The 17702-nt window shown below is 52.0% G+C and carries 14 protein-coding genes and 1 pseudogene; 6 read left to right on the top strand and 9 right to left on the bottom strand.

What is annotated here, in order from left to right; all coding sequences use genetic code 11:
• The first annotated feature begins 3 nt into the window (after positions 1-3).
• Positions 4-2277, top strand: a complete 2274-nt coding sequence (gene rnr, locus LC093_RS06655; protein ID WP_226663447.1) for a ribonuclease R — start codon at positions 4-6, stop codon at positions 2275-2277.
• 278 nt (positions 2278-2555) lie between these two features.
• A pseudogene (locus LC093_RS06660) lies at positions 2556-2702 on the top strand (DUF3604 domain-containing protein); the annotation flags it as partial.
• A 48-nt stretch (positions 2703-2750) separates the two neighbouring features.
• Here the strand turns inward: LC093_RS06660 and LC093_RS06665 are convergent.
• Positions 2751-3173, bottom strand: a complete 423-nt coding sequence (locus tag LC093_RS06665) for a potassium channel family protein (RefSeq protein ID WP_226663450.1) — start codon at positions 3171-3173, stop codon at positions 2751-2753.
• Positions 3174-3283: 110 nt separating this feature from the next.
• Between LC093_RS06665 and LC093_RS20530 the strand changes: the two genes are divergently transcribed.
• Both LC093_RS20530 and LC093_RS06675 read left to right on the top strand, forming a co-directional pair.
• On the top strand, positions 3284-3541 hold the full coding sequence (locus LC093_RS20530) for a GTP-binding protein (protein ID WP_226663452.1): 258 nt from the start codon (positions 3284-3286) through the stop codon (positions 3539-3541).
• Between the two features lie 166 nt (positions 3542-3707).
• Positions 3708-4502 (top strand): hypothetical protein, encoded by a 795-nt coding sequence (locus LC093_RS06675; RefSeq protein ID WP_226663455.1) that lies wholly within the window; start codon positions 3708-3710, stop codon positions 4500-4502.
• Between the two features lie 48 nt (positions 4503-4550).
• Here the strand turns inward: LC093_RS06675 and LC093_RS06680 are convergent, their stop codons facing one another.
• Together LC093_RS06680 and LC093_RS06685 are read right to left on the bottom strand one after the other, a co-directional pair.
• Positions 4551-5546, bottom strand: coding sequence for a 2-hydroxyacid dehydrogenase (locus tag LC093_RS06680; RefSeq protein ID WP_226663457.1), 996 nt, complete (start codon positions 5544-5546; stop codon positions 4551-4553).
• 114 nt (positions 5547-5660) lie between these two features.
• Positions 5661-6419, bottom strand: a complete 759-nt coding sequence (locus LC093_RS06685) for a helix-turn-helix domain-containing protein (RefSeq protein WP_226663459.1) — start codon at positions 6417-6419, stop codon at positions 5661-5663.
• A 195-nt stretch (positions 6420-6614) separates the two neighbouring features.
• On the opposite strand from LC093_RS06685, the gene LC093_RS06690 reads away from it, so the two are divergent.
• The gene (locus LC093_RS06690; protein WP_226663461.1) at positions 6615-8720 is read left to right on the top strand and encodes a VIT and vWA domain-containing protein; all 2106 of its coding nucleotides are present in this window, start codon (positions 6615-6617) and stop codon (positions 8718-8720) included.
• A gap of 87 nt (positions 8721-8807) precedes the next feature.
• Complete coding sequence (locus LC093_RS06695; RefSeq protein ID WP_226663463.1) at positions 8808-9638, top strand: SIR2 family NAD-dependent protein deacylase; 831 nt, start codon at positions 8808-8810, stop codon at positions 9636-9638.
• 103 nt (positions 9639-9741) lie between these two features.
• Here the strand turns inward: LC093_RS06695 and LC093_RS06700 are convergent, their stop codons facing one another.
• The 6 genes from LC093_RS06700 to LC093_RS06725 all read right to left on the bottom strand — a co-directional run bounded on the left by LC093_RS06700 (position 9742) and on the right by LC093_RS06725 (position 17606).
• Positions 9742-10413 carry an O-methyltransferase gene (locus tag LC093_RS06700; RefSeq protein ID WP_226663465.1) on the bottom strand — a complete coding sequence of 224 codons (672 nt, stop codon included), beginning with the start codon at positions 10411-10413 and terminating at the stop codon, positions 9742-9744.
• Positions 10414-10435: 22 nt separating this feature from the next.
• Positions 10436-10666, bottom strand: coding sequence for an acyl carrier protein (locus LC093_RS06705; protein WP_226663468.1), 231 nt, complete (start codon positions 10664-10666; stop codon positions 10436-10438).
• Positions 10667-10722: 56 nt separating this feature from the next.
• Positions 10723-11595 carry a thioesterase domain-containing protein gene (locus LC093_RS06710; RefSeq protein ID WP_226663470.1) on the bottom strand — a complete coding sequence of 291 codons (873 nt, stop codon included), beginning with the start codon at positions 11593-11595 and terminating at the stop codon, positions 10723-10725.
• A gap of 104 nt (positions 11596-11699) precedes the next feature.
• Positions 11700-12944, bottom strand: coding sequence for a hypothetical protein (locus LC093_RS06715; protein ID WP_226663471.1), 1245 nt, complete (start codon positions 12942-12944; stop codon positions 11700-11702).
• Positions 12945-12955: 11 nt separating this feature from the next.
• Positions 12956-14509: a class I adenylate-forming enzyme family protein gene (locus LC093_RS06720; protein ID WP_226663473.1), complete on the bottom strand. Its 1554-nt coding sequence runs from the start codon at positions 14507-14509 to the stop codon at positions 12956-12958.
• A 67-nt stretch (positions 14510-14576) separates the two neighbouring features.
• Positions 14577-17606 (bottom strand): non-ribosomal peptide synthetase, encoded by a 3030-nt coding sequence (locus tag LC093_RS06725; protein WP_226663475.1) that lies wholly within the window; start codon positions 17604-17606, stop codon positions 14577-14579.
• Between the last annotated feature and the right edge of the window lie 96 nt (positions 17607-17702).

The raw sequence follows: 17702 nt of genomic DNA on the forward strand, positions 1-17702 counted from the left end.
ATCATGAGTAAATCCCCAATAGCTGCGTTTGATCCCCAAGACGCCAAAAAATACAGTAACCCGATCCCCGCGCGCACGTTCATTATGAACCTGCTCGAAAAAAGCAATAAAGAGCTTGATCGGGAACAACTGGCAAAAGTCCTGGACCTCACTTCTGATGAACAGAAAGAGGCCCTGCGTCGCCGTTTGCGCGCAATGGAGCGCGACGGACAAATTCTTTTCGAACACCGCAAAGGTTACAGCCTGGTCAAAACCGAAGACCTGCTGAGTGGCCGTGTGATCGGGCATCCGGACGGTTTCGGATTCCTGAGCAGTGACGCATCCGAAGAAGACCTGTTCTTGTCCGATAACGAAATGCTGACCGTGTTCGACGGTGATCGCGTGCAGGCCCGTATCAGTGGCACCGACCGCCGCGGCCGTAAAACCGGCGTGATTGTGAACGTACTGGAGCGCAACACCAGTCATCTGGTTGGCCGTTTGCAGTTTGAAGATGACCACTATTTTCTCAAGCCGGAAAACAGTCGTATCGCCCACGAGATTGATCTGGATCGCGACCAGTTGATGGGCGCCAAGCCGGGACAGTACGTTTCCGTTGAGATCGTCGATTTTCCCAGCCGTCGCTACAATGCCTTCGGACGTGTCACCGAGCTGCTCGGTGATGCCATGGGTCCCGGCATGGAGATCGATGTCGCCATCCGCAGTCACGATATCCCCCACAACTGGCCGAAGGGCACCCTGCGCGCAGCGAAGCAGCTGGGCCATAAAGTGCCCGAGGCGGACAAACTGCACCGCGCGGATCTGCGAGAACTGCCGTTTGTGACCATCGACGGTGACGACGCCAAGGATTTCGACGATGCAGTGTACTGTGAAAAAGACGCCAATGGCCGCTGGCGCCTGTTCGTAGCGATTGCCGATGTCTCCCACTACGTTGCCCCGGGCAGCGCACTGGACCAGGAAGCGCAGAATCGCGCGACATCGGTGTATTTTCCCGGTCGCGTAGTGCCGATGCTGCCAGAATCACTCTCCAATGGTTTGTGCTCGCTCAATCCACAGGTAGACCGGTTGGTGATGGTCTGTGAGATGACATTCAGCAAAGCCGGGAAAATGACCGCTTACACCTTTTCCGAGGGTGTTATCCACTCGCACGCCCGGCTTACCTACAATCAGGTGAATGCCTTCATCACGGCTCCGGATTCGGGACTCGGGCGGCAGACGGCGCGTAAACTCAAAGACACGGCGCCACATATTCACGCGCTGCACGGGCTCTACACGGTATTGAAGAAAGCTCGTGCAAAACGCGGTGCAATGGATTTTGAAAAGACCGAAGTGAAATTCGAGTTCACGGAAGACCGCAAGATCGAGCAAATAGTCCCAGTAGTCCGCAACGATGCGCACAAGATGATTGAAGAGTTCATGCTGAGCGCCAATGTGGCCACCGCAGACTTCCTCAAGCGGCAGAAGATACCGACCCTGTACCGCGTGCATGACGGCCCGCGGGACAAGAAACTGACCAGCTTGCGCGCATTCTTGAAGGATAAAGGGCTCAAGCTGGGCGGCGGCAACAAGCCTTCGACTGCGGATTACGATCAGGTGCTGAGCAGTATTGGCCAACGCGCCGATGCGCAGACCATCCGCACCATGATGCTGCGATCCCTCAGCCAGGCGGAGTACAGTCCGGATAACCGCGGCCATTTCGGACTTGCCTACTCCGCCTATGCGCACTTCACCTCGCCCATTCGCCGCTACCCGGATTTGCTGGTACACCGAGCCATTCGCTCAGTGATCCGCCGGGAAAAGCAGCGCAATCCGCTGCGCAAGGCGCTGAGCTATGTGTTTGGCGCGGGCAAAGCACCGGTACAGCGCTTCGAGCACGCGACGCCCCTCGCTCCCGGAAAAAGCTACCCCTACGACAAGCCGGCCATGCAGACCCTCGCGGTGCACTGCTCCAACGCCTCGCGCCGCGCAGACAAGGCGAGCTGGGATGTTGAAGCCTGGCTGAAGTGCGAGTTTATGCAGGACTTTATCGGCGAGACCTTTCATGGCGTTGTCGGCAGCGTTACGCACTTTGGTCTGTTTATCGAGCTTGAAGATCTTCAGGTTGAAGGCCTGATTCACATCTCCGCGCTCAAAAATGACTACTACAACTTCGATGCTGCGGCGCAGCGTCTTGTTGCCGAGCGAGGCAACAGCAGCTTTGCCATCGGTGATGAAGTCAGAGTGCGCATCGCCGCGGTCGATATGGAACGACGTAAAATTGAATTCACGCTGGCCAAATAGCAGCCGACGCTAAATCGGCCAATTACCCTAAAGCGAGAATGCCCGATATCGGAAGATAGCGGGCATTTTTGATTTGGCGGATTGTCTTCTCATGTATTTTTTCTCCATTGAACCTAGAGACAAATCCCCCCGGTTGATTGCTCCGTCAAGCTTTTAGAAAAAGAGGCATCAGCGCCATGCCCGACCTACCTCTCCATACTGTCGTCTATTAGTAAGCTAACCATAGCCCCTTTAGTTCGTTAACAAGAGATAACACCATGCGCTACTCGGTTATGCCGTACTACGCACGGGTTCTACAAATTCCGACCCCGCGCTGGTCTACTTACGATGCAGCCCGCTACGGACTGAAGTGACCAGAAGACCTGCCGGTGAGCATTCAGGAACGTGCGTGGACGTCGCCGATCTGGTATACGCCCGAGCAATAACCTGCAGAATAACTCTGTCTTTCCCAACCAGGGCAGCAAACTATCGGGTTACTTTTTATAGAGACTCTGGACCACCGCCAGCACGACGGCGGTGGTCCAACCAAACATAATGATGCCAATAGCCGCCTGGAATGAGGACAGTAAGCGCAGGCTGCCTTCCAGCACGATATCGCCGTAGCCGAGCGTGGTGTAGGTCACCATGGAAAAATAGAGTGCGGGCTCCGCTCCACTGAATGCACCCAGCCAGCGATATACCAGCGCCCATGTCATCACTTCCGCAACCGAGGCAAAGAACATCAGCAGCACCACTGCTGACACAACCACCGGTCTGCCAGTGGGCAGAAATGGATGTGTCGGGTGCAATCCGGCGATATGTCGGCTCCAGCGAAGAGCAACGGTCATCGCTACCGCGTGGATCAGCGTGTTCAACACCAGTAATACTGATGCCACGAGCAGTACACTTAAGAGCATTTCGCAGTCCGATCCCGCTATTAATCTCAGGGTAGTTTTCGCACTTTAGTCTACTCACTGGCCCGCCTATAACCGAGGCGCTCCAAGTCACATAAAGATAGTCACATTATGTGTCGCCGCTCTTCTATACCTTCACGCTGCCTGCGTCACTGCTGCGTGCCAAGGGGGTGCTGCACCTGGCAGAGAAACCCTCGCACCGAACAATCTACCAGCGCGTTGCTCAACGCTGGCGCTACACCAACACAGAACCTTGCGGCAAAGAGCGCCCCCATTCGAGCCAGGTCCTTATCGGTCCCGCCGGTGTGCTCGACCAGTCCACACTTACAGAGAAACTTGACGCCTGCCGTGTCGACAGCGAAGAGACTTAGGTCTATAGCAGACTAGGCTCTAGAGAAAGGAAGGAAAGGCTGGAAGGGAAGGCAGTAAATCTAGTCAGGTTATAGCGCCAGGCACCGCGTGGACCCCACGCTCGAGAGCGCTGATTACTGGGACCCAGCACCCTGGCCTCGCCAATAATCACGGACGACAACACCTATGAAATTACGCAGCAATTTCGCATCTGCCCGCTTTCTTCTGGAACTTCTCCTGTTGGCCTTCCCCTTCTGTCTGGCACAGGCCCAAAGCTACGGTCGCCCTGAGACGTTCGGCGGCGGCCCACCGGATCACTGGATGCTGGGTGCGGAAGTCTACCTGTGGGGTGCCAGTATCGGCGGCGACACCGCACGTGGCGATACAATCGATATCGGTTTCGATGAACTCGTCAAAGATCTCGAGGTCGGCTTTATGGGTACCCTGGCCGCCTCCCGGGGCGAGTGGACGCTGTTTGCCGATATGATCTACCTGGATGTCTCCGACGATATCCGCCAAACCATTCGCTTCCGGGGAGACCTGTTCCGCGTGGGGGCAGATATCGATCTGCAAGGCTTCGTAAGCACCCTGGGCGGTGCCTATCGCTTTTATCAATCAGACGTTTCGAATATCAATGTAACGCTTGGCGCACGCTACCTGTGGCTGGACGTCGATGTCCGGGGCGATATCGATAATTTTCGCAGATTCCGGATTTCCGACTCCGATAGCGTCTGGGATGGTGTTATCGGCCTGCGTGGAAAAACCGATATCGATGATCGCTGGTACCTCACCTACTATGCGGATATTGGTGCGGGTGATAGCGATTCGACCTGGCAGGCGGTGGGCGCGATCAATTATCGCTGCTACCGATACGATTTTGTCGGTGGCTATCGCTACCTTAAGTGGAACTTTGACCGTTCTCCTTATTTTGACGACCTGGATCTGAGTGGTCTGTTTGCGGGTGTGAAATTTTTGTTTTAGCCACAGGACTTTGCTAGCGCTAATCGCGAAATCCCTCCGTAACAATCATCAGGGAGAGGGATCAATTCTGGTCGCCAGCGGCTCGCCCTGTTCAAAATCGGTAAATGCCTGCAAGGTGGTTGTGGCGATATCGGCGAGTGCGTGATCTGTCAGGAAGGCCATATGCGAGGTAACGATCACGTTGGGAAAGGTAAGCAGGCGGCAAAACGTATCGTCCTGCAGCACATCGGTAGAACGGTCGGTATGAAACAGGCCGGCCTCATCCTCGTACACATCGATTGCTGCCCCGCCGATTTGACCGGACTTTAACCCTTCCACCAGCGCCCGGGTGTCAATCAGCCCACCGCGCCCGGTATTGATGATCAGCGCCCCTCGCTTTAACTGCTGAACCGTCGTCGGGTTCAGGGTGTGGCGGGTCTCCGGGGTTAAAGGCAGGTTGAGCACTAAAATATCGCTTTCCCGCGTCAGCTCGGGCACATCACAATGCGTTGCAATGTCATCCAGTTCAGAATGCCGATGCAGGTCGTGGTACATCAGGCGGCAGCCAAAACCACTCAATGCCCGCAGCACCAGCCCGCCGATTTGTCCGGCACCCAAAACCCCCACGGTTTTATCTGACAACTGGGTGCCAGTCAGCCCATCGATACTGAAATTGAATTCGCGACTGCGCAGGAAGGCGCGGTGAATTTTACGCGTAAGGGAAAGGATCAACCCTACGGTAAACTCGGAGACCGAGTGCGGCGAATAGTGTGGTACCCGCGCTACCGGAATCCCCGCCTTGTCTGCCGCCTCCAGGTCGATCTGGTTGAAACCAATGGAGCGCGTAACAATAATCCCGCAGCCATTTTTCTTCAGAGCGCTGATCGCCGCGGCATCCACCGCATCGTTTACGGAAACGCACACGCCATCGCTGTCATTGGCGAGTGCCACGGTATCTGCCCCAAACCGCTCTACGCAATAATGAATCTCGTGCCCGAGTTCACGGTTTACCGCCTCAAAGGCGGCGCGCTCAAATCCGAGCGTACTGAATAGTGTGATTTTCATGGAACGATTCCCTTCCTCCGGTACGCCAGATTGGTCAAACGCCTGCATGATCAACAGGGAATGTAGACAACCCAAACTGAGGTGTCATTTATCCGCATCGTGATAGCCAAAGTATCATTCGGGAAAAACCTTCTCCCGGTTGCCGCGCCGCAGGCGACTGAAATACTGTAGTTCCCAGGGCCTTAGTGCCACCAGCAGGCTGGAGCCATAGCGCTCGTCCAGCGCGAGTTCGGTATCCGCATCGTGGAGCTCATCGAACTGTTGCAATAATTTGTCCATTTTTTTCATCAGCTCGGCATTCGCCGCTCTTGAGAGCATACCGGTGCGGAACACGAGCTTTTCCCCGGGGCCGGAGAAGCTGGATGCCAGGAACTCCGGTTGTACTTCCTTCTGGAACAGCTGCTGGATCGGCCCATTGGGACGCCAGTGGAACTCTTTCGCCACAATCACCCGGTAGCGATTCAGTGGCAGCAGTTCGATCAGTTTCAGCCGATCGAGGCGCGCCAGTAACTGGATGCATTCTGTCTCGCTCAGTTCATATGTCTCGAGTATCTGCGCAACGGTCCAGTAGTTGAGTACACACACTGCCATCAGGAGCAGGCGGGGATCGGAGGCCAGTTCCTGTTCCTGCTGTTCGCTCAGCGTCGCAATTCCCCGTCGCGCCTCCGCAGCCTTGCGCACGAGTTCAGAAAAATCCAGCCCTGCAATCTGGCAGAGGGACTCGAGTCGCGCGACGGACAAAGTGCCGCCACTGAACATCCTTTTGACACTGCTTTCAGACAGCGCCAACTGGCGGGCAATCTGCGCGTAGGTAACCCCTCTCGCCTTAAGCTCGCGCTTCAGCGTCTTCATCAGTGCCTGTACCTGACTCATGTCATGCCTTCCCTCAGCTATCCAATATGGCCACCCGCAAAAAGTATCACCTGCCGATACTTTTTGGTCCGGTTCACGCGACTCTATCGGATTCAGGTGATTGCTACGAGCCCTTGCCGATAGATTCCACAGCGGCACGTGCCACTACGGCACGTAAATCCATGCAGCCCCAGATGGCATACGGAGGAACCGACAATGCAACGTGTATGGAGCAATCCCATAGGCTGGTGCCTGAGTTTTTTGATGAGTGTACTCGCGCCCCAATTAGCCACGGCCGCCGGCCTGCTGACACCGGCCAACAGCAACCTGCCCCAACTGGAGATCAGGGAGCACCATGTGAATGTGGTGATCGAGGATGGCTATGCCATCACCGAAGTGGACCAGACCTTCGCCAATCCCCACGACCAGCAACTGGAAGCTGTTTACACTTTCCCGGTACCGGAGAAGGCCTCGGTGGGTGAATTCACCTACTGGATTGACGGCAAGCCGGTGACCGGTGAAGTTCTCCCGAAAAAGCAGGCCCGCGACCTGTACGAGCAGGAAAAGTCCCAGGGCAGGCGCACCGCACTGACCGAGCAGGATGAATACCGGAGTTTCGATAGCCGCGTATACCCGGTACTGCCCAATGACACCGTGCGTATCCGCCTCGTGTACATACAGCCGGTACACGCGGACCTGGGTATCGGGCGCTACGTGTATCCACTGGAGGAAGGCGGTGTGGATGAAGAGCGTATGGCGTTTTTCACCTACCAGCCCCATGTGCAGCAAGCCTTCAGTTTCAAGCTGACCATGCGCTCTTCCTACCCCCTGGACCAGTTCCTGCTGCCCGCCCACCCGCAGGCACAGGTGCAACGCGCATCCGATCAGGAGTGGCAGGTATCGTTCGCTAATACCGCCGGCGCGGCGGCGTTTGCCGACGAGGAAGGACTAACACCGGCTTCGTTGGCCGCGACAGCCTCCACCAACGGCACAACAACCGGCAGCGCATTTACCCTCGACAAGGACATAGTCGCCTACTGGCGGCACCAGCCCGGTCTGCCCGGCGCCGCGGATATGGTCACCTATCGTCCCGAGGGCAGCGATCGCGGTACCTTTATGCTGACCCTGACTCCCGGCGATGACCTGGGTGCAATATCCCATGGGCGCGACTGGACCTTTGTACTGGATCTCTCCGGCTCCATGGCCGGGAAGTACCAAAGCCTTGCGGAAGGCGTGCGCAAAGGGCTGGGCAAGTTACAGCCGGGGGATCGCTTCCGCATGGTGTTGTTCAATGACCAGGCGCACGAACTCACCAACGGCTACGTTGCGGTTAACGACGCCAACGTGACCCACTACCTGCAACAGCTGGAATCGGTTCAGCCAGATGGCGGCACCAACCTGTTCGCCGGCCTGAAAGCCGCCTACCAGGGGCTGGACTCCGATCGGCCCAGTGCCGTGATCCTGGTGACAGATGGCGTCGCCAACGTGGGTGTGGTTGCCAAAAAAGCATTTCTGGAATTACTCGAGCAACACGATATCCGCCTGTTTACCTTTGTGATGGGCAACAGTGCGAACCGCCCTTTGCTTGAGGGCATGGCCAAGGTGTCCAATGGCTTTGCGATGAGCATATCCAACAGCGACGATATCTCAGGGCGCCTGGTGCAGGCCGCGGATCAACTGCGTCACGAGTCGTACCGGGACATCTCGCTCACGATTTCCGGGAAGAAGTCTGGAATAAAGGTACGCGACCTCAGCCCCGAGCAAATCGGCTCCCTGTATCGCGGCCAGCAGTTGATCGTGTTCGGTCACTACTGGGGGGATGGCCAGGCGAACCTCGATATCGAAGGCAAGGTTTCCGGGCGTGAAGTGCGCTACCGTTCGGATCTGGAATTCCCGGCAACCGACACCCGCAACCCGGAACTGGAACGGCTGTGGGCCTATGCGACCATTGAGGACATCCAGAACCGCATGGACTACCTCGGCCACAACGCCGACAGCGAAGAGGCGATTGTCGGCCTCGCTGTGGAGCACGGACTGGTGACGCCATATACATCCATGGTGGTTGTGGAAGAGCAGGTATTCGAGCAACAGGGTATTGCCCGCAACAACAAGGCCCGGGTTGAGCGGGAAAGAACGGCCCGGGAAAACCGCGCCGTGGCACCGGTACAGGATAATCGTCAGGACAGCGCCCAGCCGGCCTTCAATAGCAACCGCGCCTACCCCCGCAGCAGCGGCGGGTCCAGCGGCCCGGTGATGCTATTGCTGCTGATTGGCCTGATACTATTGCGTCTGCAATCGCGCCGGAATACCGCCGGCACATAATCAGTAAGAGTGAGTGCAGGGCCTCAAAGGGGCCCTGTTGCGATACACACAGCAAGTACGACACGCCTTCCAGCTGGAGGACAGACCTTGGATTTAACAGAACTGGCCGCCCGCGCGGCATCCGCAATTCGTCAGGCCGATGGCCTGTTGATCACCGGTGGTGCCGGTATGGGCGTGGATTCGGGGCTGCCGGACTTCCGCGGTAATGACGGTTTCTGGCGCGCCTATCCAGCGCTCGCGGAGGCCGGCCTGTCGTTTGTGGAAATTGCCGATCCGGAACATTTCCACAGCTTCCCGGAGCGCGCCTGGGGGTTTTACGGCCACCGCCTGAACCTCTACCGACGTGTAGACCCCCACGCAGGTTTTGAACTACTGCTGGAGATCACCGAAAAACTTCAGAAAGACTACTTCGTGTTTACCAGCAATGTAGATGGGCACTATTCAAAAGCGGGGTTCGACGCAGAACGGATCTTCGAGTGCCACGGCTCGATCCACCATCTACAGTGCACAGAAGACTGTAAAGGCCGTATTTGGCAAGCCGATAACGAATCCATCGATATCGACGAACAACGCTGTTTGGCTATCGGGCCAGTACCCGTTTGCCCGGATTGTGGTGGCGTAGCGCGGCCCAATATACTGATGTTCGGCGACTGGCACTGGAACTCTCAACGAGCAGATTTACAACAGAGCCGCTACGAGAACTGGCTGAACAATGTCGACAAGCTGGTTACTATTGAATGCGGTGCCGGTACGGCCATACCCACCGTAAGGAATCAGGGGGAATATCTCGATGGAACACTGATCCGGATAAACCCACGCGAAGCGCAATCCTCCCACCCAAACGCCATTAGTATCCCTGCAGGTGCACAGCAGGCAATCACTTTGATTGCAAGCCAGCTCGAGCGGTATTTACCATGAGGAAATTTGAGTAACTCCCGTATTGATCTAGCGGGAGCAGTCAGAGTGCCGACACCTCAGTTACGTAATACAACCCGGTATCAGCAGGCTCCCGCTATTTGCATTAGCGCTTGATTGCAAAGGTTACACCGTCAGCCAATGTAGTCAGAATTGACTCCACCCGCGAGTCTTCCAGTATCCTGGTGTTTAACTGTCTCAGGGTCGTGGCTATATCACTGTCATCGCTTCGATCAGCCACTTTGCCACTCCAGAGCATATTATCAAGGATAATAACCCCCCCCGTTTTCAACAGCGCCAGAGACGACTCATAGTAGTCGGGGTAACTCTCTTTATTTGCATCAATATAAACCAGGTCAAATGTGCCGGCACTTCCTTCCGCCAGCAAGGCATTCAGGCCTTCTACGCCCCCCTGATTGACCGCTCGAACCCGGTTGGAGACGCCGGCTTCTTGCCAATAATTAGACGCGATTTCCAATAATTCACCGTCCACTTCCAGCACGGTAAGGGAGCCATCTTCCGGCAATGCCAAAGCGATCGCCAGGCTTGAGTAGCCGGTAAAAGATCCGATTTCGAGGCAATTTCTGCTACCGCTGAGTTTCACCAGGAAGGCAATAAATGCGGCCTCCTCCGGAGGAGTCATCATCGTCGCATCCGGACGAGACTTAAACGTCTCAAGCCTGCACTTTTTTAGAACATCGTGTTCATGAAACCCAAACTTACGGACATAAGCCAGGGTCCTCGCATCGTCCAATCCTGCGGTACTGTTCCAGGCCATTTGTTTTCCTCCCTGAAAACAATTACTTAATCAGGGCAGTAAGTGAATCTATGCTATCAATTTTATCAATATAGATATCGGCCACATCCACCTCCGCACCCAGCTCCTGCTCCATAAAAGCCAGAAGCTCAATCAGCGCAAAACTATCCATTAAGCCACTGGTGAACAGTGGATCTGAATAGCTCGTTTTGGACATATCAATACCCAGGTCAGAAGCGATGTAACTTTTAATTTTTTCTTTATATTCGACCACGTAAATTTCCCTTTACTCAATGCGCTTGATTGCATTCTGCGCAAACACTATAACCATCATGCACGCTCCAGGATAGTCAAAGCTTCTTCCAGTGCGGTGCCTGTTGTTTTCCAGAATTGATCGGCCTTGACCAGATCAAGATGACCACCTGGACAAGGGATCACCGTTTTCAAGTCGATATACTTGGCCCAACCATAGTCTGGCGTCCATTCCCTCAGATTTTCCCACCAGTCAACCTTCTCACTTCGAACGAGAACAGAGGGTACCGGACAATCAGAAGCAACGTAATTATTCACTGCCTCCCGACCGAGCTTAAATGCCTTCTTAAAAGCCTTCGGCAAATTCGGTATCGACTTATGCTGATCATAAGTTATTTTCGCGCCATTTTGGGCACTGACATCCTGTGTTTTGAAAAGAAAACTCGTGTACTTCGTCAGGTACCAGCGAAAATATATGGATAATCTCACCAATGGAGATTTCAGCGGAGGTAGCTCTGGTGGCTTGGTATCGAGCAATACTACTCGTACTTCCAGCCCCTTATCCATAAGCAGGCGCCCCATTTCTATAGCGATCAACCCACCCATGGAGTACCCGATCAAATTATATGGGCCCTGCCGCTGGGCTCTGAGCAAATGCTCAGTCAGAACACGCGCATTCTCTTCGACAGTGCTGTACTCATAGCCAGTAAAAACCGGATGCAATAGCCCATATGCCTTCCACTTTTCAGAGATACCCCGTGCGATCAGCTGGGAAGACATAACATGCCCGCCCATACCCGAAATCATGTAAATCGGAACTTTCCCTTCAGGTGTTTTTTTATCCAGCGAAAGAACAAGACTCTTCTCACTCACACGCCTTTCGGCACTATCGCCCTCGATACTGACAAAGGATTCGCTCGTGTCATCGCACATTGTAATAGCAGACATCATATAAGCTCTCTGTTAAAAAACATCGGCCCAAATAATATTATTCATCATCAGACATCGACCATTCGATATCGCTTAGGTCCGGACGACTATAACTTGGGAGTCGCCTAGGAAAATGAAGGTTTCAACCACGAGACATCCTTCAATTCGCCAGTTGATTCTCTCTCCCGTGAAAAAACCACTTCTTTAGGTAGATCGTGCGCAATAAAGAATAACGGGCTTGCGGTGGGACCGTAACTTCCCGAACATCCGACCACAATCAAGTCACCGACCGACACTTTAGGGAGCTTTACCCGATGCGCCAGCGTATCAATGGCAGTACATAAGGGACCAACCACCCGGTACGTTTCTTCCTCACCACCAAGGCTATTAAGGTTTATCATCGAATAATGTCGATGTGAAATCCCGCCAAGGTGGCCGCACGCTCCCAGATTGTTATTCATACCGCCATCGCAAATCACGAAATTCGAATTCCTTGATTTTTTGACCCTGACCACTTCAGTCACAAATAAACCCGCAGAACCTACAAGAAACCGCCCCACTTCGATAAAGCACTCAATATCCGAAGAAATTTTCTTTACATCTTCAATAATCTTTGAAGCCACATCAGGCAGGCTATCCAACGTCAGACTGGTATCGCCATCGTGATATGGAATCCCCATTCCCGCGCCAAACACAAGCTCATTGATCGGCTCACCCCACAGTTGAATTGCCTCCTGGAATACTGACCACATACTGACAAAGTGATCAGCTATCGATTCATCGTTAAGACATTGGCTACCCGAGTAGATATGAAAGCCCGCCAGTTCGACATGTTTCAGCTTTTTCACTTCCGCAAAAACTTCGGACAACCTGTCCTGATCGATCCCGAATTGCGTCGGCCTGCCGGCAAGGCGCACTCCGAAGTTTTCTTCGGCGAGTGACGGTGCGATCCTTATAAGTACACGCGCGATAACGCCTTTTTCTCTTGCGATGTCATTGAGGGATATCGCTTCACTCAAGTCTTCGATGACTACCGATCCGACATTGTTTTCAAGCGCAAGCACAAGGTCCGAGTCACGTTTAGCCGGTCCAGTAAATTCAATCTTGTCACTACTCCATCCATTTCCTATTGCATGTTTTAGCTCACCTGAAGAAGAAACATCCAGAGAGTCAATATGGTCTTTAAGCCAATTCAGGAGGAACGGATTAGGATTTGTTTTTACTGCGTAACGTATCTTAAACCCTTTGGTGGCTTGTTTCAGCTTATCGATATTACACCCGAGCACACCCATGTCGTAAAAATAGAGTGGAGTGCCAAATTTCCGGGCGGCCTGACTGACCGAATCAAAAGTAAACTCTTCAAAATTCATAATAAATCCTGTTAATCAGCAACCGGTTCAGCTTTTATCCTGTCTATTCTCTCGACGATATCTCTTACTGCAGGGATATCTATTTTTCCGCTCAGAGTTTCTGGTAGCTTCTCAATGAAGTAGATATTCCTGGGAACAATATGTGAAGCAAGCCTTTGGCGTAATATTCCCTTTGCGGCTTGCTCATCTCCCAAACCAGGATCATCCATCTCTACTACAGCACTCAGAACAGGATCACTGGAACCAGAAGCATCTGAAACCAAAACGACCACATCGGAGACATTCAGGACGCCTTTTATCGTATTAGCCACATCTTGTGGAAAAACCCTCTGATCCAGGATCTTTAACATATCGCTCTTTCTGCCAGAGATAACGAGTCGTCCAGAGTCATCCAGATATCCAACATCTCCGGTGACAACTGGGCTTTGGATATCTTTATTCACCTCTCCGACATAACCCAGCATCCGGCCAAGTCCTTGTGCCTGGATATTACCCTCCCGCCCGGAAGGTAGGACCTGACCGGAATCATCAGTAATCGATATCTCGACACCGGGGTAGACGCCACCAACAGATTCAAGATCTGCTTCATTGACCACTTTACAAGATGCAATTCTGAACATCTCAGTTTGGCCATAGGTTTTAACAAAAACCGTATTCTTCAAATTCTGGTTTATCACGAGCAAGTCGGGTAAAGGTAGCGGTCCGCCAGATAAAGTGACATACCTAAGTGTATTGAGCTGCCCCCACAGTTGATCCGTATCATGTACCTTTAGCAGGCCCTTCCATATCATTGGAGACATCGCCAATCCACATGGCCTGTATAGCGAAATTTGCTTCAGGATATCGGCGGGAAACCATGAAGAGGAAAAAACATAATGCCCGCCTGCAAACAAAGTACCCAATAATTGAGTCAAACCGACATCAAAGTTGATAGGCAGAACACCCAAGACACAGTCTTCAGCCTGTATTCCAAACCAGTCTTTTTCGACCCTGGCTCGCTCATCAAGGTCGGACTCACCAATACAAACGCCTTTTGGATTACCGGTCGACCCGGACGTGTAGATGATCAAGGCTGTTCTGTCAGGTACACACTTGGCTTTATCCGAACCTGCGGAATCTTCAGTAGCACAAGGGAAAATCATCCAGTCAGACTGAAAATTGTCGAGTTCAACTTTTAAATAGCCGGAAACAGAAGATAGCCCTTCCAGCTCATCGGTTTTTCCCAGTAAGTTTTCTCCAATTTTATCCACAATCCCCGCAATGCTATTTCCCTGATTGAGCATACTCGCAATTCGCGCACTGCCCTGACGAATATCGATAATCGCCAGTGGAACACCAGAAATTCGAGCAGCCAATATCGCAATCGCTTGTAGAGGCCCCCTATTTGCCATCACGAACGCAAAGTCAATATTCTCTCTAATTTCCTGTAATTTTCCTGCGATCCCACTGGCAGCAGCCCAAAGTTCCGAGTAGGTCAGGTCGTTTCCAAAAGTATCTGATATAGCGGGGATTTCAGCCAAAGAACCCGCATATAGAGCCACTTTTTCAACCAGAGTCTCAGTCATTTCCCCTTACCTTCCTGAGTTGCAGGATGAGTGTTCTTTTGCACGATGCTTTCTTCACGTTAGAAAATCAGGTTCGATCAACGCCATAAAGAGTTTCGGCCGTTTTCTCCGCCAGTCCCGCCAAAAATCGTTTGCCACCCTCAAAGCCCGGGCTTTCCAGCTTTAGCTCTACTCTTTCACAGGTACGAATCAGCGAAAGACTGATTTCACCACCATCTGTAGAAAATGAACGAGGAATAATGGCAGCTTGATAACCCTCCGGATATTTATCTTCAAAACGCAACTCATTAACAAAACCATCAAAAGGAAATCGTCCAAGTCTTCTGAGATCTTCCTGGGAATGAATAATCAACTCATAAGGAACATCGCTATTGGACATCGCATACTCAAAGTCTTTCCGGACCTGATCCGAGTGCCTCTCAAAGTCATTAGCTGGATTAACCGTTAAAAAAACCGGAACCAGGTTTACAAACATTCCAACTTGAGGATCCTCATCGGAATCCCGCCGCATGGCAACATGCGCGCAAAAGACGAAATTTTCTCGACCAAAGCTGTGGTAAAGGACCCAAGAAAATGCCGAAACCACATCTACAAAACTAGCACCTGCGCTTCGCACCTGATCCAGAACAATACTGAAATCCAATTGACTTTCGGATCCCGCAACGGAAGCTATTAACGGCTTGTTGCTTATTCTTTCCAAAGAGAAAAGTAATCTTTCTCCTATTTCTTTTGCTCGCTGGTCGTAGAACCCCGAATCCGCCCGATCTTGTTGATCCAACAAAAAATCATCGTATTCCGACTCCACTGGAACGAGACTTAAATCCTCGCCCTTTAACAAAGCGTTGTAGATATCAATAAAGTCTTTCGCTATTCTTCCTGTCGAGTTGTCATCCGCGGCTATGTGGTGGGCACTCAACTGCAACAAATCGCCGCCCGTATCAAGCTGGCAGCATAAAGCGGCCAAAAGGGGCCCTCTTCCCAAATTAAATTTGTAATCCTGCTTTATGAACGCCCTGACTTCAGACCCACCCGACAGACTCCAAACTCCAGGCAGCCTTTCCATCAGAACGCCATCTTCAGAAGGCGGCTCCTGTAATGTTAGCTGGAGACTGCCTTTACTTGGTTTCACTGTGGTTCTTAAGGTTTTGTACCTATCAATCAAAATGACAAGCGACTTCCTGATGAGGTCATCATCAAAACCTTCACTACGAATTACATACCTGGTACAGGTTATTGACTTATCCCGCCGCTCGAACATTTCCCGGAAAAACAAGCCAACTTGAGCAAAGCTACCCCTTGCTTCAGATTCAGACAAACCCAATGAACTTTCACGCCCCTTGGCTGAAAGAAATTCAGCCTGACGCTTTAGCGTTGGATAGCGATAGATATCAGCCACTTCTATCCGCAGATGCAACTCGCGCTTGATTGCCGAAACCAGAGCAATAGCAGACATACTATTACCCCCGACCTCAAAGAAATTATCATCTGCCGAAGCAGCTACAACCTTCCCTGACTCAAACCATAATCTGGCAATTTTTGAGGTGGTCTTATCGACGCCCGAGATCTCTGGAGCTGAAGTTTTCACTTCCAAGCTCCCAAGAGACTTCTTATCTATTTTAAAATTTTCGGTATATGGGAATTTTTCGAGCGCGGTGATTGAGGACGGAATCATATAGTCCGGCAAAGCGGAAACCAGAAATTTCCTAATTACATCTACGCCGCTTATTGCTTCATCCACTAAAATGACAAAAGCATGGAGTTCCTTACTCCCGCCTCCATCATCTTTGGCGATAATAACCGACTCTTTTACCGACTCATGGGACCGAAGATGGAAATTTATCTCTCTAAGGTCTATCCTGATCCCCCTGACTTTTAGCTGATCATCCGTTCGCTGCAAGTATTCCAGGTTCCCTTCAGTATCCAGCTGAGCAAAATCTCCGGTGGAAAAGTATCTTTCCCCGTCTATACATGGAAACTTCTCTTTATTCAGATCAGGCTGACCATAGTATTCAAGAGCCAACCTTGGACCACCTATATAGAGTTCTCCAACCTGTCCATCACCAACCGGTGCGCCCTTCGGATCGAGAAGCAGCTGTGTCATGGAACCTACCGGCTCGCCAATCAACACCTTACTTGAAGCGGAATTTCTGCTATAGAAATGGCAATGACTCAAGCCAAATATCTCAGTGGTGCCGTATGCGGTCGCAACGCGAGCATTAGGAAAAACCCGCTGCAGCATCTCTATGGATCTATATTCGAACGAATCACCGCCATACCAGACAAGCTGAATATTTGAAAAAGCCTCTATACCGACTTCGCTTTCGACATACTCAGCAAGGCTTTTTAATAACGCAGGCGGACAGTGAAATGCGGTACACGCTCTCACCCTGGCTGACAGCCATTCAAGATCCAGTGCATTTTTACGATCCAGGATCAGAGTGGTGCCGCCGTGAACCAGGGCCGCCATGAGCTCCAGCATGCTGATACTCCAGGCATAGCGGGCGATGGAATCGAGGACATCATTGCCAGTCAGGCCAAGATGATTACTCGGTTCAATAATCGACGCTGAAAGCGCCGCATAGCTACCCAGGACACCTTTTGGTTTTCCTGTGCTTCCTGACGTAAAGAAAATGCAGGCAGGATCATCCGGTTTCGATTCGAGTCGGATATTACTGGGGACTTCTACCCCAGCCATTTCATCTACGTATACCGAAGTCAATCCAAGTTTCTCGACGCGCTCCTTATAGTGCGACTGCGTAAGGGTAATGACGGGCAATATCGCATCCTGACGCTCGTGGATTTGTGTATCAGGGTGCATCGGATCCAGGGGCGCATATATGGCACCCAACCGAAAAATTGCGAGCATGGCCACAACTATGTCTTCAGATGGATCCAGTAGTACGGCAACAAATTTCTCTGAAGACACACCAGCGGTATAAAGATAAAACGCTAGCGCGTTAACGCGCTTATTAAGTTCTGCAAAGCTGATTTCCCGATCTTCAAACCGGATAGCCGTTTTATTTGGCGACTCATCAGCATATTTGAGAATTACGTCATCTAAACGAGGATGTAATTTATTGTAATTTGTCGTTATCATAGCGGCAGCATGTATCCCTTGCCTTCCATAATCTTCAGTGCTTAGCGCTTACCACAACTCAATAGGTAAGGCATTTAATGCACTATTCCCTGCTAT

Source organism: Microbulbifer aggregans (assembly GCF_020524005.1).
In the GTDB taxonomy this organism is placed as follows: domain Bacteria; phylum Pseudomonadota; class Gammaproteobacteria; order Pseudomonadales; family Cellvibrionaceae; genus Microbulbifer; species Microbulbifer aggregans_A.